The 25881-nt window shown below is 68.7% G+C and carries 21 protein-coding genes and 4 pseudogenes; 10 read left to right on the top strand and 15 right to left on the bottom strand.

Translation table 11 applies throughout. The annotated features are described in order from the left end of the window. Positions 1–55 precede the first annotated feature (55 nt). The 3 genes from AC0VY3_RS29165 to AC0VY3_RS29175 form a co-directional block, all read right to left on the bottom strand. On the bottom strand, positions 56–652 hold the full coding sequence (locus AC0VY3_RS29165) for a hypothetical protein (protein WP_475550955.1): 597 nt from the start codon (positions 650–652) through the stop codon (positions 56–58). Positions 653–755: 103 nt separating this feature from the next. Further along, positions 756–1847, bottom strand: coding sequence for an SPFH domain-containing protein (locus AC0VY3_RS29170; protein ID WP_103510083.1), 1092 nt, complete (start codon positions 1845–1847; stop codon positions 756–758). Positions 1848–1928: 81 nt separating this feature from the next. Next, entirely contained in the window at positions 1929–2366 is a 438-nt protein-coding gene (locus AC0VY3_RS29175) for an NfeD family protein (protein WP_475550956.1), read from the bottom strand. Positions 2367–2770: 404 nt separating this feature from the next. Here AC0VY3_RS29175 and AC0VY3_RS29180 point away from each other — a divergent pair, with 404 nt between their 5' ends. Further along, on the top strand, positions 2771–3583 hold the full coding sequence (locus AC0VY3_RS29180; RefSeq protein ID WP_475550957.1) for a hypothetical protein: 813 nt from the start codon (positions 2771–2773) through the stop codon (positions 3581–3583). A gap of 39 nt (positions 3584–3622) precedes the next feature. Here AC0VY3_RS29180 and AC0VY3_RS29185 read toward each other — a convergent pair whose 3' ends face one another. Beyond that, complete coding sequence (locus AC0VY3_RS29185) at positions 3623–3973, bottom strand: 5-carboxymethyl-2-hydroxymuconate Delta-isomerase (protein WP_103510080.1); 351 nt, start codon at positions 3971–3973, stop codon at positions 3623–3625. 123 nt (positions 3974–4096) lie between these two features. Between AC0VY3_RS29185 and AC0VY3_RS29190 the strand changes: the two genes are divergently transcribed. Continuing rightward, complete coding sequence (locus AC0VY3_RS29190) at positions 4097–4861, top strand: alpha/beta fold hydrolase (RefSeq protein ID WP_475550958.1); 765 nt, start codon at positions 4097–4099, stop codon at positions 4859–4861. 140 nt (positions 4862–5001) lie between these two features. Then, positions 5002–6459: an NF041680 family putative transposase gene (locus AC0VY3_RS29195; protein WP_475550959.1), complete on the top strand. Its 1458-nt coding sequence runs from the start codon at positions 5002–5004 to the stop codon at positions 6457–6459. Positions 6460–6563: 104 nt separating this feature from the next. Here the strand turns inward: AC0VY3_RS29195 and AC0VY3_RS29200 are convergent, their stop codons facing one another. Further along, a complete protein-coding gene (locus tag AC0VY3_RS29200; RefSeq protein ID WP_475550960.1) occupies positions 6564–7193 on the bottom strand; it encodes a class I SAM-dependent methyltransferase in 630 nt (209 codons plus the stop codon). On the opposite strand from AC0VY3_RS29200, the pseudogene AC0VY3_RS29205 reads away from it, so the two are divergent. Together AC0VY3_RS29205 and AC0VY3_RS29210 are read left to right on the top strand one after the other, a co-directional pair. After that, positions 7182–8143: pseudogene (locus AC0VY3_RS29205) on the top strand (IS5 family transposase). The gene AC0VY3_RS29200 and the pseudogene AC0VY3_RS29205 sit on opposite strands and share 12 nt — an antisense overlap. 351 nt (positions 8144–8494) lie before the next feature. Continuing rightward, a complete protein-coding gene (locus AC0VY3_RS29210) occupies positions 8495–8623 on the top strand; it encodes a DUF6408 family protein (RefSeq protein ID WP_261712524.1) in 129 nt (42 codons plus the stop codon). 74 nt (positions 8624–8697) lie between these two features. On the opposite strand, the gene AC0VY3_RS29215 is transcribed toward AC0VY3_RS29210, so the two are convergent. Further along, positions 8698–10806 (bottom strand): DUF2075 domain-containing protein, encoded by a 2109-nt coding sequence (locus AC0VY3_RS29215; RefSeq protein ID WP_475551748.1) that lies wholly within the window; start codon positions 10804–10806, stop codon positions 8698–8700. A gap of 194 nt (positions 10807–11000) precedes the next feature. Then, on the bottom strand, positions 11001–12887 hold the full coding sequence (locus AC0VY3_RS29220; RefSeq protein WP_475550961.1) for a DNA/RNA helicase domain-containing protein: 1887 nt from the start codon (positions 12885–12887) through the stop codon (positions 11001–11003). A 646-nt stretch (positions 12888–13533) separates the two neighbouring features. Here AC0VY3_RS29220 and AC0VY3_RS29225 point away from each other — a divergent pair. Both AC0VY3_RS29225 and AC0VY3_RS29230 read left to right on the top strand, forming a co-directional pair. Continuing rightward, positions 13534–13695: pseudogene (locus tag AC0VY3_RS29225) on the top strand (CPCC family cysteine-rich protein); the annotation flags it as partial. Beyond that, positions 13629–13943 (top strand): hypothetical protein, encoded by a 315-nt coding sequence (locus AC0VY3_RS29230; protein ID WP_258047237.1) that lies wholly within the window; start codon positions 13629–13631, stop codon positions 13941–13943. The pseudogene AC0VY3_RS29225 and the gene AC0VY3_RS29230, both read left to right, overlap by 67 nt. A gap of 24 nt (positions 13944–13967) precedes the next feature. Here the strand turns inward: AC0VY3_RS29230 and AC0VY3_RS29235 are convergent. The 5 genes and pseudogenes from AC0VY3_RS29235 to AC0VY3_RS29255 form a co-directional block, all read right to left on the bottom strand. Continuing rightward, positions 13968–15162, bottom strand: a pseudogene (locus AC0VY3_RS29235) (RNA polymerase sigma factor). 59 nt (positions 15163–15221) lie between these two features. Continuing rightward, a complete protein-coding gene (locus AC0VY3_RS29240; protein ID WP_475550962.1) occupies positions 15222–15584 on the bottom strand; it encodes a YciI family protein in 363 nt (120 codons plus the stop codon). Positions 15585–16012: 428 nt separating this feature from the next. Continuing rightward, positions 16013–16548: pseudogene (locus tag AC0VY3_RS29245) on the bottom strand (dihydrofolate reductase family protein). A gap of 182 nt (positions 16549–16730) precedes the next feature. Next, a complete protein-coding gene (locus AC0VY3_RS29250) occupies positions 16731–17465 on the bottom strand; it encodes an SGNH/GDSL hydrolase family protein (protein ID WP_475550963.1) in 735 nt (244 codons plus the stop codon). Next, positions 17465–18922, bottom strand: a complete 1458-nt coding sequence (locus tag AC0VY3_RS29255; RefSeq protein ID WP_475550964.1) for a DHA2 family efflux MFS transporter permease subunit — start codon at positions 18920–18922, stop codon at positions 17465–17467. The genes AC0VY3_RS29250 and AC0VY3_RS29255 overlap by 1 nt, the downstream gene beginning before the upstream one ends. Positions 18923–18989: 67 nt before the next feature. Here AC0VY3_RS29255 and AC0VY3_RS29260 point away from each other — a divergent pair, with 67 nt between their 5' ends. Then, positions 18990–19601 (top strand): TetR/AcrR family transcriptional regulator, encoded by a 612-nt coding sequence (locus AC0VY3_RS29260; protein WP_475550965.1) that lies wholly within the window; start codon positions 18990–18992, stop codon positions 19599–19601. A gap of 691 nt (positions 19602–20292) precedes the next feature. Here AC0VY3_RS29260 and ychF read toward each other — a convergent pair. Further along, positions 20293–21381 carry a redox-regulated ATPase YchF gene (ychF, locus tag AC0VY3_RS29265; RefSeq protein ID WP_475550966.1) on the bottom strand — a complete coding sequence of 363 codons (1089 nt, stop codon included), beginning with the start codon at positions 21379–21381 and terminating at the stop codon, positions 20293–20295. Between the two features lie 378 nt (positions 21382–21759). On the opposite strand from ychF, the gene AC0VY3_RS29270 reads away from it, so the two are divergent. Continuing rightward, positions 21760–22344 carry a DUF6542 domain-containing protein gene (locus AC0VY3_RS29270; RefSeq protein WP_475551749.1) on the top strand — a complete coding sequence of 195 codons (585 nt, stop codon included), beginning with the start codon at positions 21760–21762 and terminating at the stop codon, positions 22342–22344. 40 nt (positions 22345–22384) lie between these two features. Here AC0VY3_RS29270 and ppgK read toward each other — a convergent pair whose 3' ends face one another. Both ppgK and AC0VY3_RS29280 read right to left on the bottom strand, forming a co-directional pair. After that, positions 22385–23137: a polyphosphate--glucose phosphotransferase gene (ppgK, locus tag AC0VY3_RS29275; RefSeq protein ID WP_475550967.1), complete on the bottom strand. Its 753-nt coding sequence runs from the start codon at positions 23135–23137 to the stop codon at positions 22385–22387. A gap of 38 nt (positions 23138–23175) precedes the next feature. Continuing rightward, on the bottom strand, positions 23176–24216 hold the full coding sequence (locus AC0VY3_RS29280; RefSeq protein ID WP_374935500.1) for a 4-hydroxy-3-methylbut-2-enyl diphosphate reductase: 1041 nt from the start codon (positions 24214–24216) through the stop codon (positions 23176–23178). A gap of 93 nt (positions 24217–24309) precedes the next feature. Here AC0VY3_RS29280 and AC0VY3_RS29285 point away from each other — a divergent pair, with 93 nt between their 5' ends. Next, complete coding sequence (locus AC0VY3_RS29285) at positions 24310–25776, top strand: APC family permease (RefSeq protein WP_258047222.1); 1467 nt, start codon at positions 24310–24312, stop codon at positions 25774–25776. Positions 25777–25881: the final 105 nt, after the last annotated feature.

Consider the following 25881-nt stretch of genomic DNA (forward strand, 5'->3'; position numbering starts at 1 on the left):
CCGACGGCGGGCGCCGCCGGGCCGTCCCGCCCGTCTGTCCGAGCGGCTGATCTGCCTACCCGGTGGGAGGCTGCCCCCTCGGAGGCCGCACCTCCAGGATCGTCGCCGTGCCGCCGGGGAGGGCCGTCTCGTACAGCGTGATCCGGTCACCCGGCACGAGGTGCGTCCACCGCGCCGGATCCAGCGGCAGCAGACGCACCGGGGCCCGGGCTCCGGGCGCCGGCTCCCGCGCGAACTCGACCCACACCCGGGCGATGTACAGCGCGGGCACACCGCCGCCCTTCCGCTCGCCGGTGTCCCACATCGGGCGCAGCACCCCGCCACCGGGAATCGGGGTGCTCCGGGGCCCTTCGCCGGCGGGCAGGAGGGCGAGGTCGGCCCGGATGACACCGGACCGCGTCTCCGTCTCACGCCACCGGCACCACTCACGGCTCCGCTCGAATCCCAACGCCTCGGCCGCGCGCTCCAGTTCATCCCAGAAGCCCACGGGCGCGGTCCACGCGTCACCCAGCTCCTGGAGCAGGTCGAGTGCCACCTCCCACTCGTCGTGCGCGAGGTGGTCCCAGATATCGGAGGCGGTCACCTCGTTGTCGGTGGCGACGGTCTCCGGCACCAGCAGCAACGCGGCTTCGAGTATCCGGACAACATCCATGCGTGCATTGTCCACTCACCCGCCGTCCACCGACGGTCCGCGCATCCGGGTCTCATCCAGGCCTCATCCAGGCCTCACCCGGGCCTCACCCGGGCCGGAGGGGCTACCGCCCCGGCAGCCGCGTCTCTCCCGCCGCCTCGGCCTCGGCCTTCGCGTCGCTGACCGCGGCGGCGGCCTGCTTCGCGGCCTCGTCGGCTGCGGCGACGGCATCCAACGCGAGGGTCGAGTTCGGCTCGATCTCCGGAACCCCGACGTTGTCCTTGTCGCTGTCCGCGACGTCGGCGGCCGAGTCCTGCCGCTCGGCCACCGGCGGACCCGCGGCCGACGACTGGTCGCCGAACGCGGTGGTGACCGTACGGATCGCCTCGGTCAGCTCACCCGGGATGACCCAGAACGTGTTGTTGTCGCTCTGCGCCAGATGCGGCAGGGTCTCCAGATACTTGTAGGCCAGCACCTTCGCGTCGGCGTTGTTGCGATGGACGGCCTGGAAGACGAGCTCCACCGCCTTCGACTCACCGTCGGCCCGCAGGATCATGGCCTGCTGTGTGCCCTGTGCCTCCAGGATGTCCTTCTGCTTCGTGCCCTCCGCGGTGAGGATCTTCGCCTGCCGCTCACCCTCGGCGTGCAGGATGGCCGCGCGCTTGTCACGCTCGGCCCGCATCTGCTTCTCCATCGCCTCTTTGATGGTGTTCGGCGGATCGATCGCCTTGATCTCGACCCGGTTGACCCGGATGCCCCACTTCCCGGTGGCGTCGTCGAGTACGGCACGGAGCCGGGCGTTGATCTCCTCACGCGAGGTGAGCGTCCCCTCCAGGTCCATGGAGCCGATGACGTTACGCAGGGTGGTCACGGTGAGCTGGTCGATGGCGTGCAGATAGTCGGCGACCTCGTAGGCCGCCGCCCTCGGGTCGGTGATCTGGTAGTAGAGCACGGTGTCGATGTTGACCACGAGGTTGTCCTCGGTGATCACCGGCTTGGGGTCGGACGAATACACCTGCTCACGCACATCGAGTTTGGTGTTGACCCGGTCCGCCACCGGCAGGACGAAATTCAGGCCTGGCTGCAGCGTCCGGCGATACCGGCCGAACCGCTCGATGTTGTATCGGCGCGCCTGCGGAACGATCCGCACGGTCGCGGCCACGAGAAAAACCACGACGAGCGCCGCCACGAGAATCGGGATGACCACCGGATCCATGCTTCCTCCTTCGCTGCCCGCTACGTGTTCGGTCGTTCACGGAGACGTGCTCAGCCGCTCACGGAAGACGTGTTCCGCCGTTCACGGAAGGAGCTCGCGGGGATACACGACCGCGGTGGCGCCTTCGATCTCCATGACGTCCACCAGCGTTCCGACCGGGATCACATGGCTTTCGTCGAGGGCGCGAGCGGTCCATTCCTCACCGGAGAGCTTGATCAGCCCATGGGTCGCGGTGACCTCCTGCATGACCTCGGCACGCTTGCCTACGAGCGCATCGCTGCCCTCGCGCGTCAGGGGCGTCCGGTCCATGTACCGCAGGGCGGCAGGACGTACGAGAGCGAGGCCCGCTGCCGATGCCAGACCGAGCGCCACGAGCTGTCCGAGCAGCCCGACGCCCACACCGGCCACGACGGCAGTGACCAGCGCCGCTCCGGCCAGCAACCCGAAAACCAGCGTCAGAGTGAAGAACTCCGCGGTGCCGAGCGCCGCGGCGGCGAGCAACCATGCGAACCACGGCATCTCATCAGCCTCCCCAAGGGGACTTATTCACCTACTTACCCCTTCAGACCCCGCACGGAACCGTTTGTCCCGCCCGATCTACGATCGGGCGGGTGGATCACTCCGGTGCATACCTGGAGCACGATGAAACGCCGAAACACCGAAACGCCGGAATGCCGGAACATCGGGGGAAACGGAACTCAATGCGTTGGATACGGGGGCGGCGCGCATGGCTTCCCTGTGCGGTAGCGGGTGGCGTGGTCGCCGCACTCACGGCGGGCGGGCTGATCTGGGACTTCGGCCCATGGGGCCACGGCGCGGGGCAGGACCCGGCCGACACCTGCCGGGGGGCACTGGCGGCAGAGGAAGCCGGGGAGTTCTTCCGTGGAGCGGAACTAGAGTTCCGCGGGAATACCGGGCAATGGATGGACTACGAGACCGAACGCTGTACGGCACAGGTCCGTGGCCAGGAATCCGGCGACGTACGACTCGAGCTGACCCTCCGCCCCTCGGCGGCCCACCGCTCCAGCCACGCGGCGGAGGAGACCTCGGCGGCACCGATCGGACACGGCTGGAACGGCTCCATCCGGCCGAGCTACTTTCCGCAGGCCGCGGTGCTCGTCGACTGTGCGTCTGTGCCCGGCGACGGCCTCCTCGTCCTGGCCGACGTATCCGGTACGGACATCAAGAACCTCTCCGCCGAACAGGCCCTCGCCCTGGCCCGCTTCACCACCGAGTCGGCGCGTAACGCGGCAGAGCGCTTCGGGTGCGAAGGCGCTCTGGGAAAGCGCCCCTCGACCGTGGACCGCACCGAACGGCAGGAGCGCCCCGTCGCGGGGGCGGAGGGCACCTGCGGCGGAGTCGTCAGCGAGCGGGACACGGCCCGGCTACGGCTCACGACGGCTTCGGAGATGCCGGCCGGCCGCGCGCTCACCGAGGAGTGCTCCCTGGAGCTGCCGACCAAGAACCACAGCATCCGCCTGACCGCGTACTACGGCCCGTCCGCCCAGCAGGAGATGTACCTGGACAAGCGCTACCCCGGCAGCGTGAAGGGCGCGATCATGCGGTCGCATCCGTGCAAGGGGGCGCTGGACACGGCGTACTTCAAGTTCGAGGAGCTGCCGCTGCAGGAGGCCGGGAAGGACGTGCGGCGCACGGTCCGCAGCGAGGACGGACGAAGGCTGCTGACGGCGTTCACCACCGCTTCGGCGGCTCGCCACGGGTGCCCGGCGACCTGACGGAGCGCGCGGGATCAACCCGTGAGTAAACCCGTGGGGTCAGCGCGATCGGTAGGCCACATCCAGGTCGGGAATCTCGACGGAGGAGTGCAGGGTGACGCCGTCGACCGGCTTGACGTGCGCGGCGATCAGCGCGAGTACGGCGTCCGCGAGGCGGATCTTGTTCGCGTCGGTACGGCCGTGGAGCAGGCCTATCTCGATGTGCAGCACGGCGCGGCCCTCGGTCTCGGCGCCGACGACGAAGTCCTCGACCCGGCGGAAGCGGGTCTTGCAGGCCTCCAGCCGGGCGTCGACGGTGGAGACGACGAGCGGGTGCAGGGCGAGCGCGAAGGCCTGCCGGTCGAAGGCCGCGGCGAGCGCGCCGGAGTAGTCGACGGTGATCTGCGGCATGGCAGGCAACTCCTAGGAGAACGGGTTGTGTTGGAAGGTGCACCGGTACGGATCGAACGGTAGCCGACCACGCAGCGAGTAGCCTCGGCTTTCCGACGGGCTTCGAGTACGGAGGTCAAGGCTGTGCACAGCGCGCGTGTGACACCCGGTGGTGACCGGATTCGGTGGGTCGAACTGCCGGGCGCGGCCCCTTCCCGCGTCTATGTGCACGGGCTCGGCGCCACATCACCGGCCTACTTCGCGGAGAGCGCGGTCCACCCTCTGCTGGCGGGGCGCCGCTCCCTGCTGATCGACATGCTCGGCTTCGGCATCAGCGACCGCCCGGTCGACTTCACCTACACACTGGAGGCACACGCCGACGCGCTCGCCGCGGCGATGGAGGCGGCCGGCGCGGCGGGGGCCGAGCTGATCGCGCACAGCATGGGCGGCTCGGTGGCCGTCGTCCTGGCGACCCGGCACCCGCACCTGGTCTCCCGGCTCGTCCTGGTGGACGCCAATCTCGACCCGCTGGTCCCCGCCCCGGGCCCGGGAAGCGCGGGCATCGCCGCCTTCACGGAGGAGGAGTTCCTGGCGGGCGGCTGGCAGGAGGTACGCGACGCCGCCGGCGCCCACTGGTGGTCCACGATGCGCCTGGCCGGCCTGGAAGCGCTGCACCGCAGCGCGGTACACCTCGTACGCGACACCGATCCGTCCCTGCGAACGCAGCTCAAGGAACTGAAGATCCCGCGCACCTATGTGCTGCCCGAGAACGACGGCCCGCTCCGCGGAGCGGAGCTGCTGGAGGCGGCAGGCGTGACGGTGGCACCGATCCCGGACTGCGGGCACAACATCATGCTGGACAACCCGGAGGCATTCGCCCGCGCGACAGCGAAGGCGCTGGCGGACTAGCTTGATCTTTAACCTCGGAGCCCGAACGTGTCCTCGTACTTGATCACTCGGACCGGTAACTGCCCTACGTGCGGGGGGCCTTCGGCTGAGCATGTGATCCGACCAAGGAACACACAACGCTCAGCACGAAGGCCGTGGGGATGAGTCTGGCGCATCATGTTGTCCGGCAGGATCCGTTTGCGGGAGTGTCACGCTTCCGGGGCGAGTTCTACTCCTGTCTGACCCGGCGTGCGGACGCGTTGTTCGAACTCGCGGACGCGGTGTTGTGCGCCGATGGGCCGGTCCGGTCCCTGGTGGAGCTGTCGCTGGTCGGCGAACACCGTCGTGGACACGGCGGGCTCTACGACGCCCTGTCCGCAGGCCGGGTCGATATCGTCCGGCTGCGACGGGCCCTGGCCGCGGTGCCTCTGCCGCGATCAGCGGATGGCCGGCTGGTCCTGGCCGCCGACCTCACCTGCTGGCTGCGGCCCAACGCTCACACCTCACCGCAGCGGATCCTGTGCCACACCTACGGCCGGGGCAAGAACCAGCACATTCCCGTTCCCGGCTGGCCGTACTCGGTGATCTGCGCACTGGAATCAGGTCGAAGCTCCTGGACCGCGCCGCTGGACGCGCTGCGTCTGGCACCGGGTGACGATGCCGCCACCGTCACGGCCCGGCAGATGCGGGAGCTCATCGAACGGCTGATCAGGGCCGGGCAGTGGAAGGACGGAGATCCAGAGATCTTGATCGTGGTGGATGCTGGCTACGACGTGCCCCGCCTGGCCTTCCTGCTGAAGGATCTGCCGGTGCAGGTACTGGGCCGGATGCGGTCGGACCGTGTCCTGCGCCGGGCGGCACCGCCCCGCGAGAGGGGTGTCCGGGGCCGCCCACCTCGTCATGGAGGCGAATTCGTCTTCGGTGACCCGGCCACCTGGAACACACCCGACACCCAGACGGTGACCGAGACCCGTCTCTATGGCACCGCCGCCGCCCGCTCCTGGGACCGGCTCCATCCGAGACTGACCCACCGCTCGGCCTGGACCGCCGAGCTGGGTGCCCTGCCGGTCATCGAGGGCACTGTGATCCGCCTGCAGGTCGAGCACCTGCCCAGCGGCGCTACACCGAAGCCGGTCTGGCTGTGGTGGTCGGGCACCGACGCCACCACAGACGACGTCGACCGTCTGTGGCAGGCGTTCCTGCGGCGCTTCGACATCGAGCACACCTTCCGCCTGTTCAAGCAGACTTTGGGCTGGACCTGCCCGAAGATCCGCAGCCCCGAGGCCGCCGACCGCTGGACCTGGCTGATCGTCGTCGTCTTCACCCAGCTCCGGCTCGCCCGCCCACTGGCGGCCGACCTCCGGCGGCCGTGGGAGAAGCCGTCCCCGCCCGACAGGCTCACCCCAGCACGAGTCCGCCGCGACTTTCGGCACCTCCGGCCGAAGGCCGCCTGCCCAGCCGAAGTACCCAAATCTTCCCGCCCCGGCCCAGGGCGGCCACTTGGAAGCAAGAACACCCGACCCACCCCACGCCACGACGTGCACACAGTCGGCAAACCAGGCTCCGCGAAACAACGAACCAAGAAGTCAACAACTCCTCGCCCCCGCCGCACAGGTTAAAGATCAAGCTAGAGCCTGTCTGACAATTCCCGTCCAATCAGCGAGGTTCGGCCGAGTTGGCAATCGGGAGGTGCGCCGACCGTCCGGGGATTACCGGGCAGGGCCTACGAACGGCGGGCCAGCAGATGGGCGTCGAGAAAGCCCCTTTCGGAGGCTGGATCGTGGAGCAACCGGGCGAAGGGAACGAGCCCGGCGTCGGCCAGCAGTTCGGCGAGGCGATCCGCCGGCCAGCTGTAGGCAGGCGCCACCTTGTGGTCGAAGCGGACCGGTTGTTGTTCGTCGGTCCCGAAGAAGGAGACCAGGAGCAGGCCATCCGGCGCCAGGACGCGTGCCTGCTCGGCGAGCAGCTCCGGTAGTTCTCCCGGAGTGGTGTGGATCATTGAGTAGTGGGCCAGTACGCCGCCGAGGGCGGCGTCCTCGATCGGCAGGGATTCCATCCGCGCCTCCTGGAAGCGCAGCGCCGGATGGGCCTGCCGGGCGTGGTCGATCATGCCGGGGGCGAGGTCGAGTCCGAAGGCGTCCAGGCCCAGTTCGTGCAGCATGGCTGTCAGATGTCCAGGCCCGCACCCGACGTCCGCTGCCCGCGGGTTGCCTGTCGCGCGCACCAGTTCGGCGAAGGTGCCGATCATGGTCCGGGAGAAAGGCTGTGTCTCCAGCCGGTTTGCGAACAGCGATGCGTACAGCTCGACGACTCCGTCGTAGGCCGTCCTGGTCTCGTCCTGATGATTCACCACGGGCAGGACTCTATAGCCGGTCTGATAATTGATCTTGCGTCAGGTCGAGGTGAGTTGACGGATGCGGCATGGGGGCGGATAGAGCCCCTTTTGCCCCAGGTGGACGGACGGGGCCGTCCGTGGCGTGATCACCGGCAGGTGGTCAACGGAGTGCTGTGGCGGCTACGGACCGGGGCTCCTTGGCGCGACCTGCCCGAGCGGTATGGGCCGTGGCAGACCGTCTACGAGCGGTTCGCCCGCTGGGAGGCCGATGGCACGTGGGCGAAGCTGCTGGAGCATGTCCAGGTCCACGATGACGCGGGGGGGGCCGGGTGGAGTGGATCGTCGCCGTTGACTCCACGATCAACCGGGCGCATCAGCACGCCGCGGGCGCCCGTAAAAGGGGGACGCAGACAGGGACGAACCGGAAGATCCGGGCCGCTCGCAGGCGCATCAGGCACTCGGTCGGTCCCGGGGCGGGCTGACCACCAAGGTCCATCTTGCCGTCGACGGCCGGGGACTGCCGCTGTCGATCGTGCTCACACCCGGAAACGTCAACGACGCCACCGCGTTCGCCGACGTCCTCGACGGGGTCCGCACCCCGCGCGTCGGCACGGGCCGCCCGCGCACGACACCGGACCGTGTGCTAGGTGACAAGGCATTTTCCAGCAGGGCCATCCGTCATCTGCTGAGGCGTCGGGGCATCGCCGCCACGATCCCCGAGCGCCGCGACCAGGTGGCCAACCGCCGACGCAAGGGGCGCTTCGGTGGCCGGCCACCCGCCTTTGACAGGGAGATCTATCGCGACCGCAACGTGGTCGAACGATGCTTCGCTCGCCTCAAGCAGTTCCGTGCGATCGCAACCAGGTTCGACAAGCTCGCGGACCGCTACCGCGCGGGAGTCGTCCTCGCCTCCCTAATCCTCTGGCTCCGCGAAACGGCCAGGTGATCATTTGTCAGACAGGCTCTAGCCGGGCGTCGACCGGCCCACGCAGCGTCCCCGCACATCCCCGCACGTCTCCGGCGACCGGATCCGCCTGCACGCCAACTACGGCCAGCGGGGCCGTCGAAGCCGAGGGCGATCACCCTGCTTGTGGGGAAGACCGTCTGGGCCGTTCTTCAAGCTCTAACTCCACTCGGCTGCGAGGCCGTTGTCCCGACGAGAGGGCGCTCCCCGTGAGATAGGCTTTTGCTGCTGCGCACCTTCCCGGAGGGTACGAGGCGGATTCCACGGTCCAGTTCACTGGCCGTGAGTGACGAATGGGGCGGATGCCCGGTAGGGCGGTCCTACCATTCCGAACTCACACCATGGAGTGGGCTTTATGGAACCGGTCGAGTACAAGCCTGCGCGTCGTCCCTGGATCCGCGAGATCCTGGCCGGCGTCGCCGCGAGCGTGATCTCCAACCTCGTGTGGGAGGCACTGGCGGTGGCAGCACGCCACCTCATCTGAGGCAGGCATGTGGCGGGCCCGGCGAGCCCGCCACTCTTCAGTCCATCTGGCTTCCGCAAGACGACGAGGATCCTTCAAAAGAGCAGTTCCTGCCCTGGAGGCCTGTCGTTTCCCTTCCTCTTCGGGCTGGGAAGATGTGGTATCCGTGCCTCGGCAGGGAGATTTTCCCACGTGGGCCGCAGGCCGTGTATCTGCACGTCACCCACGCAGCTCTTGAGGTACTTCTGTGTCTCCTCATCCGTGGAGTACAACACCGTCGCCCGGCTCGCCCTCGTCATGAGCACGTGGTACGCGTGCCGTACGCATCGTGCGAATTCCTCCTCTTTTTCTTCATCGGTTCCCGTCCCTTCGCGGAGCTTCATATCGAAGGAACCAGGCACCTTGACACGTTTGACCTTCCTTTCCGGATCCTCACGCCACTGCCCCTTGCGGTAGACCCAGCGGTCGCCGCGTCTCACCATGTCGTCGCCGAGGATCACCCCGCACCAGTCCCACTCGAGTCCCTGAGCCGTGTAGACGCAGCCGATCTGGTTGATGCCGAACGGGTGCACTGCCCATTTCGTGGACGGGGGCACCGCTCCGTTCTCGCGGAAGGAGTCGCCTTTGGCATTCCACGGTCGGTGCCAGTCACCGATCCGCACGTCCGCCTCCAGACGACCGGCCCTCCCCTTCCCCACCGGCTCGGTCCACGGCCAACAGAAGCCGGCCACCATACGAGCCGTGGCTCCTGCCTGCTCCTCGGCTCTGATGATGTATTCGAGTTCCTCCGGGCTGTCCGCGACTTCGACATGCATCAGACCGTCGGGGGTCCACTCGGTAGTGCCCGCCTCGATGCCGAGGACAGCCCGCACCCAACGGATGTAGGCGTCGCTGCCCCCGCAGCGCCATTCCTCCCTGAGCACATAGCGGAGTGGAGTGATCCCCCGCGCTCTTGCGGCCTCCTCAATCAGACTCACCGTTCCGACTTCCTTGGGTCGCACGGACTGGCTCTCGTCGAGAAAGAACACTGTGAGGCGAGAGGCATCGAGCAAATCGTCCACCTGCGGCTGTTTTCCCGACTTCTCCTCTCGGCGGTACATGTCGATGGTCCGCTCTCTCAAGCGATGCGCCTCGTCGCAGATGAGGACATCCAAGGGGGGGGTCGGAGGAGTCACGAAGGAACTGAAGTAGGCGAACCTCTCCTTGAAATCCTTTTCTGTGTAGCCCACCTGCTCTTGGAGCGCCCCGTTGAAGGCACGGCTACCGCTGGCGTACCTCACTGTCTGACCGGCTGCCTCGAAATCCGCTCTGAGCTGTAGACCCACGGCGCTCTTTCCAGTACCTGCACCACCCGTCACGATGAACACGGCCCGCCCACCGTCCGGCGGCGGAGCAGGTTGCTCGGGTTCGCCGAGAACCAGGGCGGCTCGCTCCAGAACGCTCGCCGCCACTTTCTTCTGCTGTCCGCGCAGAGTGAACACCGTGTCCTCTCCGCGAGATCTGATCATCGCGTCGAGAAGCGGCGTGTTTCGCAGTTTCATGAACCGCAGGAGCTGCTCGGCCTCGGAATCCGCGCCGTCTTCCGCGAAATGCCGTCGCAGGTCAGCAAGAAGCAGGTTGCGGCTGTCGCGGGTGTACACACGCTCATACGCTCCAGTCGGCGCCAGCGTATCGAGCAACGGTCGAACCGAATGGTCGGTGGCATTGTGCAGATACGCGAATCCGCCGCATTCGGCCGTGATGCCATGCAGTGGTCCCTGGTCTCCGGTGAACAATTGGTATGTGTTCCTGAGCTGCAATGCAGGGTGCTTCTTGGGGTTTTTGTATCCCGGCACACTCACGAGCTTCGCGGTGGCGGCTTCCACCTTCGTCACCAATGACCATCGCTTCAGCTCGACGAGTTGGTACGACGGCAGACGAGTCTCCGGATGCCGTCCCACGAGCACGACGTCGATGAGGGGCGGCTCCCCCTTCTTCGGTACGTCGACCGTCGCCGCACACTCGACAACCATCTCGACGTTGCCGCGCTCCGCCTCAACGAGATCTTCCGCCAAGAAAACCAGGCTCTCGGCCCACGCCTTCCGTTCTGAATCGGACACGTCACGCCCTCGGAAGTGCTGGTATCTGGCGGCGAGATGCGGCACCATTCGCCGCCTCGAGTTCAGAGTAAGCAGGTCCTGCGCAGACAGCCTCAACAGGAGCATGGACACGAGATGGTTCCCCCAGGGCACGAGTGACTCGTGCGGGTGGGGGCGTGTCCTCACGCAGAGGAAGCCCGTCGGGCCGCAATTGGTACGAGTGATCTTAGGGAGAGCGACAGCGCACGCGAACTCCGCCCGCCGCCTCCTGGGGCGCCAACGACAAGTTGGCGAAAAAGCTATGGGTTCAGAGCGGTCATTCAAGCCATGACAACCACGCGCCGCCCGGCACCCACCAGTTCTCGCAGCTTTTCCTGCGTCTCCCGGTCCGTGGAGTAGACGACGGTGCCAACCATTCCGCGGGTCAGCAACACCTTGTACGTGTTGCGAATCAGCCGGTCCACATCGGCGTCCGGTGTGGACCGCTTGAACACCGGATCCTTGGAGGCCGTACGGTCCGCCACCCATCGATCGCCACGCCACACCAGGTCAGGGCCGATGATGACGCCGGACCAGTCGTACTCGAAGCCCTGGGCGGTGTAGACGCAACCGATCTGACCAAAGCCCGCCGGATCTGTGGCCCACAGGGCCGACGGCGGAGCGCCAGAGACAGAGCGGTCGCCGCGCAGGTTCCAGGGACGCGCCCAGGCGCCGATGCTCACGTCTGCCGGAAGAGGCTGTCCCGGCTTGGGTTCCGGGGACCATTGCCAGCAATAGCCGGCTGACATCCGAGCACTGTGACGCTGGCCGCGGCGGGCGTCCAGGAAGCTTTCCATCTCTTCCGGGCTGTCGGCCAACAAGAGTTGCATGCGGTCATCCGGGTCCCACACCACCGGGCCGCCGGGCTCCAGTCCCAGGAGCCGCACCACCCAGCGCAAGTAGGCATCGCTTCCGCCGCAACGGAACTGGCTTTCCAGTTTTATGACGGGGCAGTTCAGCCCCCTGCGTGCCGCTGCGGCTCGAATGTCGTCCACCGTGCCCATCTCGCCCGGGCGCACGACTTGGTGCTCATCGAGCAGAAAGACGGGCACTCTGGCCACATCTATCAGTTCGTCGATCTGCTGCTTGCCGGTCCGGCGGGCGGCCGGCGTGTATCGGTTGGCGGATGTCTCACGGATACGGTGGGCCTCATCGCAGACGAGGACGTCGAGACTGTTCTTCTCCGTCGTCATGAAGCTGTTGAAGTACTTGAAAAGATCCTGCACTTCACGCTTCCTGGCACCCGCGACCTTGCGCATCGTCTTGGTGAAGGACTGCGACCCGGTCGCATGCAGGGCCGGGATACCTCGCCGGTACAATTCGCCGAGCAGGGAGAGCGCGATGACGCTCTTGCCGGTGCCAGGCCCACCGGTGATGACCACGACCTCCTTGTGGTCGGACTGCTGGGCCTTGCGTACCGCGTTGAGGACCCTGCGGTAGGCGACCTGCTGTTCGTCGAGAAGCACGAACTGCTCTCGCTCACGGACTTCCTGTGCTGCGACCGCCATCAGCTGCTTCGAGGGGACCGTCTTACCCGCAAGCAGCGCGTCAGCGGCTGCGGCGCCCGGGTGCTCAGGGCTGAGCCGGGTACGAACGTAGTCGATGAACCCGCCGCGGGAGTCACCCGCGAACAACTGGCCCCACTCGTCGGACTCGATCTCGCGCAGTGCAGCCACATCGAACTCGGTTGCGTTGTGCAGGAGAGCCACGCCCCCGACCCTCTCCGGGTGGTCGGCGACAGCGCCGTTGAAGTTGACGAGATACTCGCAGTAGCGGCGCACCTGCTCAATGGGATTGAGGACCGGCTGAGTATAGGGAGCGACGTGGCAAAGGGCCGGGTCGTCCTCGTCCGGGACTACATCGCTCCACTGCTTGAGTTCCACCACGACATAGGAGGGGTCGCCCGTGCGTGGGTGGATCCCGGCGAGAACCGCGTCGGCTCGCTTGCTGTTCATCGGGAGCGCGTACTCGAGCATGACCTCCACGTCACCGAGTCCAGCGTCATTGAGCGCGGCGGTCAGCTCGGGGATGCTCCGCTCCCAGGACCGCGCCTCCGAGGGATTGGGTCGGTAGCCGTGCATGTGGGTGAACTGCTCTGTGAGGTGCAGATAGAGCGAACTGTCGAGCGCCATGGAGGCAACCGTTTTCGCAGACGCGCGGAACAACAAGGGCTTCCCCCGGGCAGCACGAAATAGCTCGTGCGGGTGGGGGCATGTCCTTCAAGACTCCACGGGGTGGAGCGGAAGCCCGTCGGGCCGCGTTGACGATGCGTTTGAGGGTACCTGGCGGAAGTACCTGTCGTATCGCTGGTCGCATCGGCGGCAGCACGTTGCCCTTGAGGCCCGGGGCATTCTGCGAGTAGCCGATCTCGAGTCGCCAAACCGACTTGGGTGACCGCTCTATGCCGACATGGCGCCCACGCCGTGTCGGCTTCCAGCACGGTAAGGATGACCAGAGGCGACGACAGGTGCCGAAGGGGCAACTATCTCGGCACGGGAAAAACGAAGAGCCCGACCCCGAAGAGCCGGGCCCCTCTGACCTGCATGTTTGCCAGATCAGCGACGTGATGATTCTTCAGCCGCTACACATTGAAGCGGAATGGCTGCGGGCTGGCCCTGACCTGCGGCGGAGCGCTGTGCAGGCCCCTGACCTGGGATTCCTCGCTGGCCAGCGTTGACTCCCGACTACTGTTCACGGGTGTCCTGCGGACTGGCTGCGGACCGATCAGGAGTCCCGAGGCAGAGAATTCCATGGCCGCCCGGCGGGACCTGCGACGAGACTGCACAAGTGAGCGGCTCCTAGCCTTGCCCGTGCTGCGGGCACCGCGCGCTGGACGCGATGCCCGGGTCATGCGAGATCTGCCCCGTCTGCTTCTGGGGGGATGACGGGTCCGGTTCCACTGGCCGACCATGGCAGGCGAAGCGAAACAAGGTCTCCCGGATCGAGGCTCAGCGGAACTGCACGGCAACACCATGACGTCCCCCGTCGAAGCCCTCGTTCAACAGCTCCACGGCAAGACGGACGAGTCCTACGAAGCCCGCACGGAACTGATCTGGATCGGTGTCGACGCCATCCCCGCCATCATCGGCGGACTACCCTCCCTCGGCGGCTTCGGGCAACTGACCGCCATCGAGGTCTTCCGGAAGGTGACCGACCCAGGTGTCGGCGTACACCTGAAAGTGCACAGGAGGGTACAGCTGAACGTGCCCAGCTGTGGTGCTTGAGTCCGTCGGCTCTGCAGGTGCTGGTCAGTCCTGTCGGCCGGGGGCGAGGCGGGCCGCGCAGAAGGTGAGGTGACGTCGCTCCGGCGTGCTGCTGGTGCGCCGGGCCGCTTCGCGGTAGGCGTGGGCCGCCGCGTCGAGGTTGCCGAGCTGCTCCAGGAGGTGGGCCCGGACTGCGAGCAGGCGGTGGTGGTGTGCGGTACGCCGGTCGAAAGTCCAGTGCCATCAGCACGTCGAGACCGGCAGCGGGGCCGTGGACCATCGCGACGGCGACCGCGCGGTTGAGGGTGACCACCGGATTCGGTGCTAGGTGCTCCAGCAGGTCGTACAGGGCGAGGATCTGCGGCCAGTCGGTGGCGTCGACGTGCTCGGCCTCGTCGTGGACGGCGGCAATCGCCGCCTGCAACTGGTACGGGCCGACCTGCCCCTTGGGCAGGGTCCGGCTGATCAGTTCGACGCCCTCCGTGACCAGCCGGCGGTCCCAGAGAGTGCGGTCCTGCTCGGCCAGTGGCACCAGGGATCCGTCGGGTCTGGTGCGGGCGGCGCGGCGTGCGTCGGTGAGCAGCATCAGGGCCAGCAGCCCGGCCGTCTCGGCGTGGTCGGGCAACAGGCGGCGCAGCAGCCGGGTGAGGCGGATCGCTTCGGCCGACAGGGCCAGCGCTGTCAGGTCGGCGCCGTCGGTGGCGGTGTAACCCTCGTTGAATACCAGGTACAGCACATGGAGCACTGCCTCCAGCCGTTCAGTCCGGTCGGCCGGCTGCGGCAGGCGCAGCGGCGTCGCGGAGTTCCTGACGGTCTGTTTGGCGCGGCTGATGCGCTGGGCCATGGTCGTCTCGGGCACCAGGAAGGCGGCGGCGATCTGTGCGGTGGTCAGGCCCCCGACCGCACGAAGGGTCAGGGCGATCCGGCTGGGCTCCGACAACGCCGGGTGGCAGCACAGGAACAGCAGCGCCAAGGAGTCGTCCCGGTCCGCGTGCGCCTCGGCGTCCGCGGGCCGGCTGAGCAACTCGGCCTGGGGGGTGGCGAGGGCGATACGGTCCTCGCGTCGGCGACGCGCCTGCTCGCTGCGCACCTCGTCGATCAGCCGGCGGGAGGCGACGGTGACCAGCCATCCCCGGGGATTGTCCGGCAGTCCCTCGGCTGGCCATTGCAAGGCAGCTGCCAGCAGCGCCTCCTGGACGGCGTCCTCGCAGGTGTCGAAGACGCCGTAGCGGCGGACCATCGCGCCGAGGACCTGCGGCGCCAGCTCGCGCAGCAGGTCCTCGACGCCGGGTTCCTCGCTCACAGGTCCGTCGCGGCGTCGTGCAGGACCGGCCAGAGCTCGACCGGATCGGTGTCCGCAAAAGGCATGTCAGCGGCGATCTCCTGCGCGCGCTCCAGGGACTCGCAGTCCAGCAGGTAGAAGCTGGCGAGGTACTCCTTGGTCTCCAGGTACGGCCCGTCGGTGACCGCCGGCACGCCGTCCTTACGGCGCACCAGCTGCGCGTTCGCCGCGTCCGCCAGGCCGTAGGCGCCGAGCAGTTCACCGCTGTCGCGGTACTTCTTGTTGAACGCGTCCTGCCTGGCGATCGCCTCGGGCCAGGCATCGGCCGGGAAGGACTCCCACTTGGCCTGGTTGCCGTAGATCATCGCGACGTACTTCATCAGGTGTCCCCTTGTGTCCCGCGCACCCCTTCGGCGCGCTTCCACCCCTCAGTCGGAGCCGGGCACGCCTCCTCGACATCCGGCACAGAAAAAGATTCTTCGGATTTCCTGGAGGCACGCAGCGGCCTGGCTCACTCGAACGATCAAACTACCCCGGCGCCCTCAGCGCAGGGACAGGCCAACCGCACTGGAGCACGTTCGCGCGTACCCGCCTGTGCAGATCGCCCCGTACGCCGACACCATGCTGCGGCCCCGCCCTCATCGGGCTGCTGTACAGCGACAACCCGCCCGTCCGCGAATGGGCAGCCGCGGCCCTGGCGAGCCTGGAGATCGACGGCGCCATCGATTACCGGGGCTAGGACGCCGCTGGGCTGCGGCCATGCCGCGGGCGCCGGTGACGGAGCTCGCGCCGACCGGCTGGTCCGGTCTCACTTGCGCCAGAACAGGTGGTGCGTCACGCCGCTCGGGCTGGGCACGACGTCCTGGTGGAACCGGTCGAGCAGTTCGTCGGGGGACTCCCACAGCCGGGCCCCGGAGCCGAGCTTCGTCGGCGCGACCGCCACATGCAAGGTGTCGAGGAGGTCGGCATCGAGGAACTGCCGGATGACCGTGGCACCACCGCCGAGCCGGACGTCCTGCCCCTGCGCTGCCTCCTTCGCCCGGGCGAGCACCGCGGTCGGCTCGCCGTCGACGAAGTGGAACGTGGTGTCGGAGAGCGTGAACGACGGGCGCTTGTGGTGCGTCATGACGAACACCGGCGTGTGGAAAGGGGGTTCGTCACCCCACCAGCCCTGCCACTCGTGGTCCTGCCAGGGCCCGCGCTGCGGCCCGAACTTGTTGCGGCCCATGATCTCGGCGCCGATGTTGCGGGCGTAGTGAACGGCTTCTCCAGGCTCTGGCCCTCGCCGGCGCCGAACCCGTCGCTCGAGACGGTGAAGTTCTGGACCCGCAGCAGCTGGCTCATATCACTCCTCCTGCTTCGCGTTTTCTGATCACCTGACGAACCGTAGACCGGCCGGGCCGGGAAAACTCATCGCCAGGGTGCGATCTGGTCGGGATGGCAGTTCATGTGCCGCTTCTTGCGCTCGCCGACGGTCGGCGGTGGGCCTCCGCGTGTGCGGCCCATCGCGGGTGGCGGATGGAGGTTCAGCCTGGCGCCCGGTTCGGGGCCTGCTTCGACAGGGTGGTCGCGATGGCGGCGAAGGCGACTGCGTGACCGCGGGCGTTGGCGTGGATGCGATCGGCGGCATAGATGCCCGGGTCGGCGGCCAGCGGATGGTGGTGGGTGTCGACGTGGATGCCACCGACTGCGCGTGCCAGGCCGGCGGTGATGCGGTCGAGTTCGTCGAAGCGGCGGGCCATGCCGTCGGCGTGTTCCGGCGGGACGAGGCCCGAACGGGCGACGTCGAACAGGCCGATGGTGACGACGAAGGCGCCGCTCTCGGCGAGAGGCATGAGGAACGCGCTCAGCTCGGCCCGCAGTGTCTCCGGGTCGAAGCTGCGGAAGGCGTCGTTGCCGCCCGCACTCACCATCACCACGTCCGGCTGAAACTGCAGGGCAGCGGCGAGTTGCCGGTCACGGATCTCGTCGAGCAGGAGGTGGGGCGTAGCCAGGTTGACCGCGGCGAGGCCGGGGCGGGTGGCGGCGAGGGCGTCGGTGAAGCGGTCGGCGAAGGACCGGTCGCGGTAGCCGGGGAGGGGATCCATCACTCCGGCGGTGACACTGTCGCCCACCACGGCCAGCCGCTTCCATGGGAGGTCGCGGAGCAGTCCGGCGGCGGCGTCCGGGGCCATGCAGTACGGGTCGGACAACTCGGCGGTGAGGTCGAGGAGGTCGGCCGGCAGTTCCTGGGCGGGGGCTCGGCCAGGCTTTGAGGTCATCACTGGTCTCCTTCGAGGGTTCGGGCGACGGCCGGGGCCGGGTAGGCCGAGGCCGCGGGCTTGGACGGGGGCGGGGCTGTGACGCGCAGGGCGAGACCGCCGACGGCGGCGGCCAGGTTGACGGCGGTGGCGAACCAGTACACGGCGGCGTACGGTTCCGCGCCGTCGCCCATGACTTCCGCGATGATCACGGCCGTCGCGGCGATGCCGAGGGCGCCGCCGACCTGGCGGGCTGCCATGACCATGCCCGTCGCGGCGGCGAAGTGCTGTGGCGGGGCGGAGAGGGCGGCAGCACTGGAGATACCGACGGTGGCCATGCCGACGCCGACTCCCATCACCGTTCCGGTCGGGAGCCATAGCGTCCAGAAATGCGGCTCGGTGTCGATCAGAAGAGCCAGGATGGCCGTCGAGGCGGCGATCAGGGCCGAGCCCGCCGCCACCAGCGTGCGCGGTGCCAGGGCGGCGGCGAGCCGGCTGACTCCGATGCCGACCACGGCGGTGACGAGTGCCGCCGGGCTCATGGCGAGGCCGGCCTCCAGCGTGGAGTAGTCCCAGGCGTCGGTCAGGAAGAGCACGCCGAGCAGCATCGTGGTGAAGAGCGCGGTGCCGTACGCGAGGGAGACGCCACTCGCGACGGCGAACGTCCGGTTGCGGAAGAGGTCGAGCCGTAGCGCTGGCCGCTGATGCCGAAGCGCCCGCAGCACGGTCGCCACGCCCGCGAGGACAGTGACGCCGACGGCGACCAGGACGTGTACCGAGGACCAGCCGCGGTCAGGGCCCTGCGTCAGGCCGTAGACCGCCGAGCCGACGCTGAGGGCGAGCAGCAGGCCGCCCGCGAGGTCCGGCCCATGGCCGGTGCGGGACTCGCCCGTCACGAGCTTGCGTCCGGCGACCAGCACCCAGATGCCCACCGGCACGTTGAGGCAGAACAGCACCCGCCAGTCGAGCGCCTCGACCATGACGCCGCCGAGGGCGGGTCCCGCGGCAGCGGCCAAGGCGCCCGCCGCGCTCCACATGCCGATCGCGGCGCGTCTGCGTTCGGCGGGGATCTCCGCGAGGACCAGGCCCAGCGAGGCGGGCACCAGCAGCGCCGCCGCCAGGCCCTGGAGGCCGCGGGCACCAAGCAGTACGGGCAGGGTCGGAGCGAGGGCGATCAGCAGCGAGGAGACCGTGAAGACGGCGACGCCGATCAGGAACAGGCGGGCCCGGCCGACTGCATCGGCAAGCGGTCCAGCCGGCGCGAGCAGGGCGGCGAAGGGGATCAGGTAGGCGGTGGCGACCCACGAGACAGTGGTGAGCGAGGCTTCGAAGTCGGCGGCGATCAGCGGCACCGCCAGGTTGGTCACGGTGGCATCAAGGAAGCTCAAGAACGTGCCCGCGCAGGCGAGCGACAGCGCGAGGGAGGCCCGGCGGGTGGAGACGGCAGGAGGGGCGGAAGGGGAGCCGGAAAGCGTCATGGCGAGGATTTAAGAGTACGATCGTTCGTACGTCAATGCCGTACGGTCGTTTGCTAAACTGCCGGGCATGACAGGACGCGCATCGGCTCAGGCAGCACTCGAAACCCGGCGATCGGTACTGCGTGCAGCCTCCGAACTCGCATCCATGGAGGGCCTGGACAGTGTCACCATCGGTCGGCTCGCGGACCGGCTGGGGATGAGCAAGGCGGGTGTGATCGGCCAGTTCCGCAGCAAGGAGAAGCTGCAACTGGAAACGGTGGAACTGGTCCTGGAGGACTTCCGCACCCAGGTCTGGCAACCAGTGCGACACCTCGACGCGGGGCTGCCACGCCTGTTGGCCGCCTGCGCCGCATGGGTGCGTTACGCCGCCGATCCCGGCTACCCCGGGGGCTGCCTGCTCACCCAGGTCACCTACGACTACGACGCCCGCACCGGCCTCGTCCACGACCGGATCGCCGAGGGCCGCGCCCGCTGGCGGGATTCCCTCCGCCGTGACATCGACGTCGCCGTCGCCGCCGGCGACCTCCCGCCCGGTACGGACGCGCCCCAGGTCGTCTACGGCCTTGAGTCCCTGGCCGCCGGCATCACTCCGGCTCGGCTCCTCCACGGCGACGATGAGACGGAGAGGTGGGCACTGCACGGCATGCACGCGATCCTCGGCTTCTCCCCGATGAAATGACCGCCCGCAGCCACCCCTTCGCGATCAGGCCCGCTTGCACGCGGCCAGGCATCCCGATCGCGTGCCACCGCCCGGTGAGCGGTCCGGCAGTTCGCGCAGTGTGGCGCGCCCTCTCGTGTGAACCGCTGGAGGCGGCGCAGGTTGGCACGGCGAGGGAGGCAAGTGCCCCCGGAGCGGTCACGGGCCGGTGAGGCGTGCTGTGGCGCATCGGCTCCCTGCGCCGCTACATCGCTGTCGGTGTTCTGGGTGCGGAGAGCCGGACAGCCCTGGCGAACAGGATGCCTCACGCATCGATTCGACAAGGTCACGGTGACGCCCGGCCAGGCCAGGCCAGTAGCAGCCCGCATCGCGCCTGCGCCGACAACGCGGAAGGCTCTGCTCACGCGCCAAGGAGATCCCCGTCCGAAACCCAGCACGGGCGGTGCCATACCTCAGCATCGTCCCAGCACGGCGGAAATGACCTGGGACGACGACCGGTGACGAGGGGCAGCGACCCCAGCACCATCCCAGCACGGGATTCACATCCACGCCCCAGCACAATCCCAGCACGGCACGGGTGACCAGGGTTGACGACAGGTGACGAGGGGTCAGCTATACCAGCACGGGAAACGCAAAGGGCCCGACCCCGAAGAGTCGAGCCCCTCCTGACCTGCATGTTCGCCAGATCAACAACGTGGTGAGAAGTCACCCGCTACACGTTGAAGCGGAACTCCACCACGTCCCCGTCCTGCATCACGTACTCCTTGCCCTCCATGCGGGCCTTGCCCTTGGCCCGGGCCTCGGCGACCGAGCCGGTTTCCACCAGGTCGTCGAAGGAGACGATCTCCGCCTTGATGAAGCCCTTCTGGAAGTCGGTGTGGATCACACCGGCCGCCTCGGGAGCCGTGGCGCCCTTCTTGATGGTCCAGGCGCGGGCTTCCTTCGGGCCTGCCGTCAGGTAGGTCTGGAGGCCCAGGGTCTCGAAGCCGACGCGGCCGAGGGTGGCGAGGCCGGGCTCTTCCTGGCCCATGGACTGGAGCAGTTCGAGGGCCTCGTCGTCGTCGAGTTCGATCAGCTCGGACTCGATCTTGGCGTTCAGGAAGATGGCCTCGGCGGGGGCGACCAGGGCGCGCTGCTCGTTCTTGAAGTCCTCGTCGACCAGTTCGTCCTCGTCGACGTTGAAGACGTACAGGAAGGGCTTGGTGGTGAGGAGGTGCAGCTCGTGGAGGAGCTTGCCCTTTTCGCTGCCCGCCGTGATGCCCGCGGCGAACAGGGTCTGGCCCGTCTCCAGGATCTGCTTCGCCTCCTCGACCGCGGCGAGGACCGCGACCTTCTCCTTCTGGAGGCGGGACTCCTTCGTCAGGCGCGGGACGGCCTTCTCGACGGACTGGAGGTCCGCGAGGATCAGCTCGGTGTTGATCGTCTCGATGTCGTCCTTCGGTGAGACCTTGCCGTCGACGTGCACGACGTTCTCGTCCTTGAAGGCGCGGATGACCTGGCAGATCGCGTCGGACTCGCGGATGTTCGCGAGGAACTTGTTGCCCAGGCCCTCGCCCTCCGAAGCACCCCGGACGATGCCGGCGATGTCGACGAAGTCCACCGTCGCCGGGAGGAGCCGCTGGGAGCCGAAGATCTCAGCGAGCTTGTTCAGCCGCGGGTCCGGAACGCCGACCACGCCGACGTTCGGCTCGATCGTGGCGAACGGGTAGTTGGCCGCCAGCACGTCGTTCTTGGTCAGGGCGTTGAACAGGGTCGACTTGCCGACATTCGGCAGACCGACGATTCCGATCGTGAGCGACACTTTGGCGACTTCCTGGAGTGAGGCGGGGAGGGCAGGGAGCAGGGGGCCTCCGGGGCCGGCTCGGCCGTTGGGGGCCGGGGGCTCGGAGTGGACCGATTCTCCAGTCTACGGGCCTGCCCGGGCCGACTCCCGCCGGTCCGGGCAGACCGACACCGGACCGCTCCCACCGGGCCGCACCGTGCGGCTTTTCGGCCGTGTGACATCGAACGCAACCCCAAGGTCGGCCAAAGCGCGTGTCCAACGCCTGATTCCGCGCCCTCCGCGACCTACGTTGTGCAGGTGGAGCAGCACAGGACACGACCCCCGCAGCGCAGGCAGCCCCCGCAGGCCGCGCCCGCCCCGCCCGCGCCGGATGGCATGCCCGGCGAGAGTTCCGCCGTGTACCGGGTGCGGGTGCGCAGCGTGCCGCCCGTGGTCCTCGCGCTGCGGCGGCTCCCCAACCCCCGGCTCACCGGGATCGGGGCCGGGCTGTTCGCCGCGCTCACGATGTTCGTGCTGGCCTGTGTCGACCGGCTGCTGTTCGACGGTTCGGAGCTCGTCTACGGGCTGCTCTTCCTGCCCGTCAGCGCGCTGACCGCGCTCTGGGTCCGGCCCGCCGATCTGGTCACCGCGCCGATCAGCGTGCCCATCGCCTTCGCCGTCGGGGTGTTCCCGATCGCCGGCGGGTCCGAGGGGCTCGGCGGGCAGATCATGGGCCTGGTCACCGCCCTCGCGGTCCACGCCGGCTGGCTGTACGGCGGAACGCTGATCGCGGGCCTCATCGCCTCCGTACGCAAGGTGCGGCAGATGCGGGCCCGGCGGCGGTACGTCCTGGCCCAGGGGGCCAAGGGATCCCAGGGGTCCCTGGGGCGTGGTGCCGCCCCGGGGCGCGCGCCCCGGGCCGCGGCCACGGCCTCGGCCGCGAAGCCCGTACGGGCCGGGGCGGGCACGACAGCCGCAGCCCGCCGTCCTCAGCGGCCCTGAAGCCTGTCGGCTCCGCCCCGGCCCTGTCGGGTCGACCCGCTCAGCCCTTGCCGTGCCCCGTGCCCGCCGCCGCCATCGCCGCTCCCACGATGCCCGCGTTGTTCTGGAGCTGGGCCGGGACGATCTCGGCCCGGACCTTCTCGATCAGCGGCAGGAACTTCTCCGCCTTGCGGCTCACTCCGCCGCCGATGATGAACAGCTCGGGCGAGAACAGCATCTCCACGTGCAGCAGATACTTCTGGACCCGGTGCGCCCAGTGCTGCCAGCTGAGGTCCTCGTCCTCCTTGGCCTTCGTGGAGGCGTGCTTCTCCGCGTCGTGGCCGTGCAGCTCCAGGTGGCCCAGCTCGGTGTTGGGGACGAGGCGGCCGTCGGTGAAGACCGCGCTGCCGATGCCCGTACCGAACGTCAGCAGGATGACCGTGCCCGTACGGCCCTTGCCCGCGCCGAAGGTCATCTCGGCGACCCCGGCCGCGTCCGCGTCGTTCAGGATGGTGACGGGCTGACCGATCCGCTCGCCCAGCAGGGTGCGGGCGTCCGTGTCGATCCAGCCCTTGTCGACATTGGCCGCGGTGCGGGTGATGCCGTCCGTGACGACCCCGGGGAAGGTGATGCCGACGGGGCCCGACCAGGCGAAATGGCCTACGACCTCGGCAACGCCGTCGGCCACGCCCTCGGGCGTGGCCGGATGCGGTGTCAGCACTTTGTGGCGCTCCTGCGCCAGGTCTCCGCGGTCCAGGTCCACGGGAGCACCCTTGATCCCTGATCCGCCGATATCCACGCCGAAGATCTCCATGGAACCCACGGTACGGGCAGGCCGGGCCCCTTGCGCGACTACTCGGCGGAAAGGGCGGCGGCCTCGGCGCGCAGGTCGCGGCGGAGCTCCTTGGGGAGCGAGAAGGTGATCGACTCGTCGGCCGTCTTGACCGTCTCCACGTCCTCGTAACCGCGCTCCGCGAGCCACTCCAGGACCCCGTCGACCAGGACGTCGGGGACCGAGGCGCCGGAGGTCAGGCCGACCGTGGACACGCCTTCCAGCCACGCCTCGTCGATCTCGCTCGCGAAGTCGACCAGGTACGCGGCGTCGGCTCCGGCGTCGAGGGCGACCTCGACCATGCGGATGGAGTTCGAGGAGTTCTTGGAGCCGACCACGATGACCAGCTCGGCCTCCTCGGCCAGCTTCTTCACCGCGATCTGGCGGTTCTGCGTGGCGTAGCAGATGTCGTCGCTGGGCGGCGAGAGGAGGTTGGGGAACTTCGACTTGAGCGCGCCCACCGTCTCCATCGTCTCGTCGACGGAGAGGGTGGTCTGGGAGAGCCAGACGACCTTCGACTCGTCGCGGACCTCGACGTTCGCCACGTCCTCGGGGCCGTCGACCAGCTGGATGTGGTCGGGGGCCTCGCCGGAGGTGCCGATGACCTCCTCGTGACCCTCATGGCCGATCAGGAGGATGTCGTAGTCCTCCTTGGCGTACCGGACGGCTTCCTTGTGGACCTTGGTGACCAGCGGGCAGGTCGCGTCGATGGTGGCGAGCTTGCGCTCGGCGGCCTCCGCGTGGACGGTGGGCGCGACTCCGTGCGCGGAGAACATCACGATGGAGCCCTCGGGCACCTCCGCGGTGACGTCCACGAAGATCGCACCCTTCTTCTCCAGGGTCTGCACGACGTACTTGTTGTGCACGATCTCGTGGCGGACGTAGATCGGGGCCCCGTACTGCTCCAGGGCCTTCTCGACGGCGATCACGGCACGGTCCACGCCCGCGCAGTAGCCACGGGGTGCGGCGAGCAGGACACGGCGGGTGTTACTGCGGCGCGTAGCGCCTCCGCTCGGGGCGGCGGCGGGTGACGGGCTGGGCGTTGCAGTCATGCGTCCCATCGTAAGGCCGTGCCGAACGGGCGCGCGGACCGTCGGGTCGGGAGACTGGTCGCGGTGCGCGTGTGAAGCGTGGCGGACGGTGATGGAGGGGCGATGGCGTCGGTGTCGGAGAGTGGTTCGGGCAGCGGTAAGGGCAGTGGTTCGGGCGGCGGTACCGGTGGCGGTACGGGTGGCGGGCCCGGTGGTGGTTCGGGGAGCAGTGCGGAAGAAGGGAAGCTGCGGCGGACGCTGGGGTTCCGGGATCTGGTCGTCTACGGGCTCCTCTTCATCGCCCCGATGGCCCCCGTCGGGGTGTTCGGCACCCTGGACGCGAAGTCCGACGGGGCGGTCGCGCTGGTCTATGTGGTGGCGACGGTGGTGATGGCCTTCACCGCCTTCAGCTACGCCCAGATGGTGCGGGTCGCCCCGTTCGCCGGTTCGGTCTTCACCTATGCCCGCAAGGGGCTCGGGGAGGGGCCGGGGTTCATCGCCGGGTGGATGGCCATGCTCGACTACCTCCTGATCCCGGCCGTCGCCTACCTCTTCTCCGGGATCGCGATGAACGCGCTGGTCCCGGAGGTCTCGCGGTGGGTGTGGACCGCGATCGCCGTCCTGATCACCACGCTGCTCAATCTGTGGGGCGTACGGGCGGCCGCCCGGGTCGGTTTCGCGGTGCTGGCCATGGAGATCGTGGTGCTGCTGGTCTTCGTGGTCTCGGCCGTGGTCGTCCTCGTACGGGACGGGGCGCAGCGTGGCTGGCTGACGCCGCTGACCGGGGACACCGGGTTCTCCATGGCGGCGGTGCTGGGCGCCGTGTCGATCGCCGTGCTCTCCTATCTGGGCTTCGACGCCATCGCCTCGTTCGCCGAGGAGGTGACGGGCGGCTCGCAGAAGGTGGCGCGGGCGGTGCTGTTCTGCCTGGTGCTGGCCGGTGTCCTGTTCGTGGCGCAGTCGTACCTGGCGGCGCTGCTGGAGCCGGTGAGTTCGGCGGAGCTGGCGGCGGACCCGGCGGCGCAGGGGTCGGCGTTCTACGACGCGGTGGATGCCTCGGTGGGGACCTGGCTGCACGATCTGGTGGCGGTGAGCAAGGCGATCGGGGCGGCGTTCGCCGCGCTGGCGGGGCAGGCCGCGGCCGGGCGGCTGGTCTTCGCGATGGCCCGGGAGCGGCGGCTGCCGCACCTCCTCGCGAAGGTCGACCCGAGCTCGGGGGTGCCGCGGGTGGCGATCCTGGGCGCGGCGATCGTGACGCTGGTGGCCGCCGTGTGGGCGGCCCGGCGCGACGACGGCCTGGACCATCTGGTCTCCGTGGTGGACATCGGCGCGCTGACGGCGTTCGTGCTGCTGCACGCGTCGGTGATCGGCTGGTTCGTCGTACGCCGGATGGCGGGGCCGCCGGTGTGGTGGCGGCACGTCCTCGTGCCCGTGGTCGGCGCGGGCGTCCTGATCGCGGTCATCGTGGAGGCGACGACGTCCGCCCAGGTGGTGGGCCTCTGCTGGCTCGGGGTGGGGCTCGTGGTGCTGGCGGTGCAGGGGACGGGCCGCCGGAGCGGGGCGGCGGGTCCGGGCGGACCGGGCCGGTGAGCCCTCGGGGGTCCCTGTCGTCCCGCGCGTCCTCTGCCTGTCCTGCCCGTTGCCGCCGTCCCGCGCGTTGCCTGCCGCGCCGTGCGCGGGGCGGGTGCCTTGTCG

The sequence above is a fragment of the Streptomyces sp. iso_384 genome, from assembly GCF_056172905.1.

Excerpts from the sequence above, each read along its gene's own strand:
- AC0VY3_RS29215 (WP_475551748.1), bottom strand. The coding sequence starts at position 10,806 with ATGCTCCTGTTGAGGCTGTCTGCGCAGGACCTGCTTACTCTGAACTCG.
- AC0VY3_RS29175 (WP_475550956.1), bottom strand. The coding sequence starts at position 2,366 with ATGCCGTGGTTCGCATGGTTGCTCGCCGCCGCGGCGCTCGGCACCGCG.
- AC0VY3_RS29250 (WP_475550963.1), bottom strand. The coding sequence starts at position 17,465 with ATGACCTCAAAGCCTGGCCGAGCCCCCGCCCAGGAACTGCCGGCCGAC.
- ppgK (WP_475550967.1), bottom strand. The coding sequence starts at position 23,137 with ATGGAGATCTTCGGCGTGGATATCGGCGGATCAGGGATCAAGGGTGCT.
- AC0VY3_RS29180 (WP_475550957.1), top strand. The coding sequence starts at position 2,771 with ATGGACTACGAGACCGAACGCTGTACGGCACAGGTCCGTGGCCAGGAA.
- AC0VY3_RS29210 (WP_261712524.1), top strand. The coding sequence starts at position 8,495 with ATGGAACCGGTCGAGTACAAGCCTGCGCGTCGTCCCTGGATCCGCGAG.
- AC0VY3_RS29240 (WP_475550962.1), bottom strand. The coding sequence starts at position 15,584 with ATGAAGTACGTCGCGATGATCTACGGCAACCAGGCCAAGTGGGAGTCC.
- AC0VY3_RS29260 (WP_475550965.1), top strand. The coding sequence starts at position 18,990 with ATGACAGGACGCGCATCGGCTCAGGCAGCACTCGAAACCCGGCGATCG.
- AC0VY3_RS29165 (WP_475550955.1), bottom strand. The coding sequence starts at position 652 with ATGGATGTTGTCCGGATACTCGAAGCCGCGTTGCTGCTGGTGCCGGAG.
- AC0VY3_RS29230 (WP_258047237.1), top strand. The coding sequence starts at position 13,629 with ATGGCAGGCGAAGCGAAACAAGGTCTCCCGGATCGAGGCTCAGCGGAA.
- AC0VY3_RS29280 (WP_374935500.1), bottom strand. The coding sequence starts at position 24,216 with ATGGGACGCATGACTGCAACGCCCAGCCCGTCACCCGCCGCCGCCCCG.
- AC0VY3_RS29185 (WP_103510080.1), bottom strand. The coding sequence starts at position 3,973 with ATGCCGCAGATCACCGTCGACTACTCCGGCGCGCTCGCCGCGGCCTTC.
- AC0VY3_RS29195 (WP_475550959.1), top strand. The coding sequence starts at position 5,002 with ATGAGTCTGGCGCATCATGTTGTCCGGCAGGATCCGTTTGCGGGAGTG.
- AC0VY3_RS29255 (WP_475550964.1), bottom strand. The coding sequence starts at position 18,922 with ATGACGCTTTCCGGCTCCCCTTCCGCCCCTCCTGCCGTCTCCACCCGC.
- AC0VY3_RS29285 (WP_258047222.1), top strand. The coding sequence starts at position 24,310 with ATGGCGTCGGTGTCGGAGAGTGGTTCGGGCAGCGGTAAGGGCAGTGGT.
- AC0VY3_RS29170 (WP_103510083.1), bottom strand. The coding sequence starts at position 1,847 with ATGGATCCGGTGGTCATCCCGATTCTCGTGGCGGCGCTCGTCGTGGTT.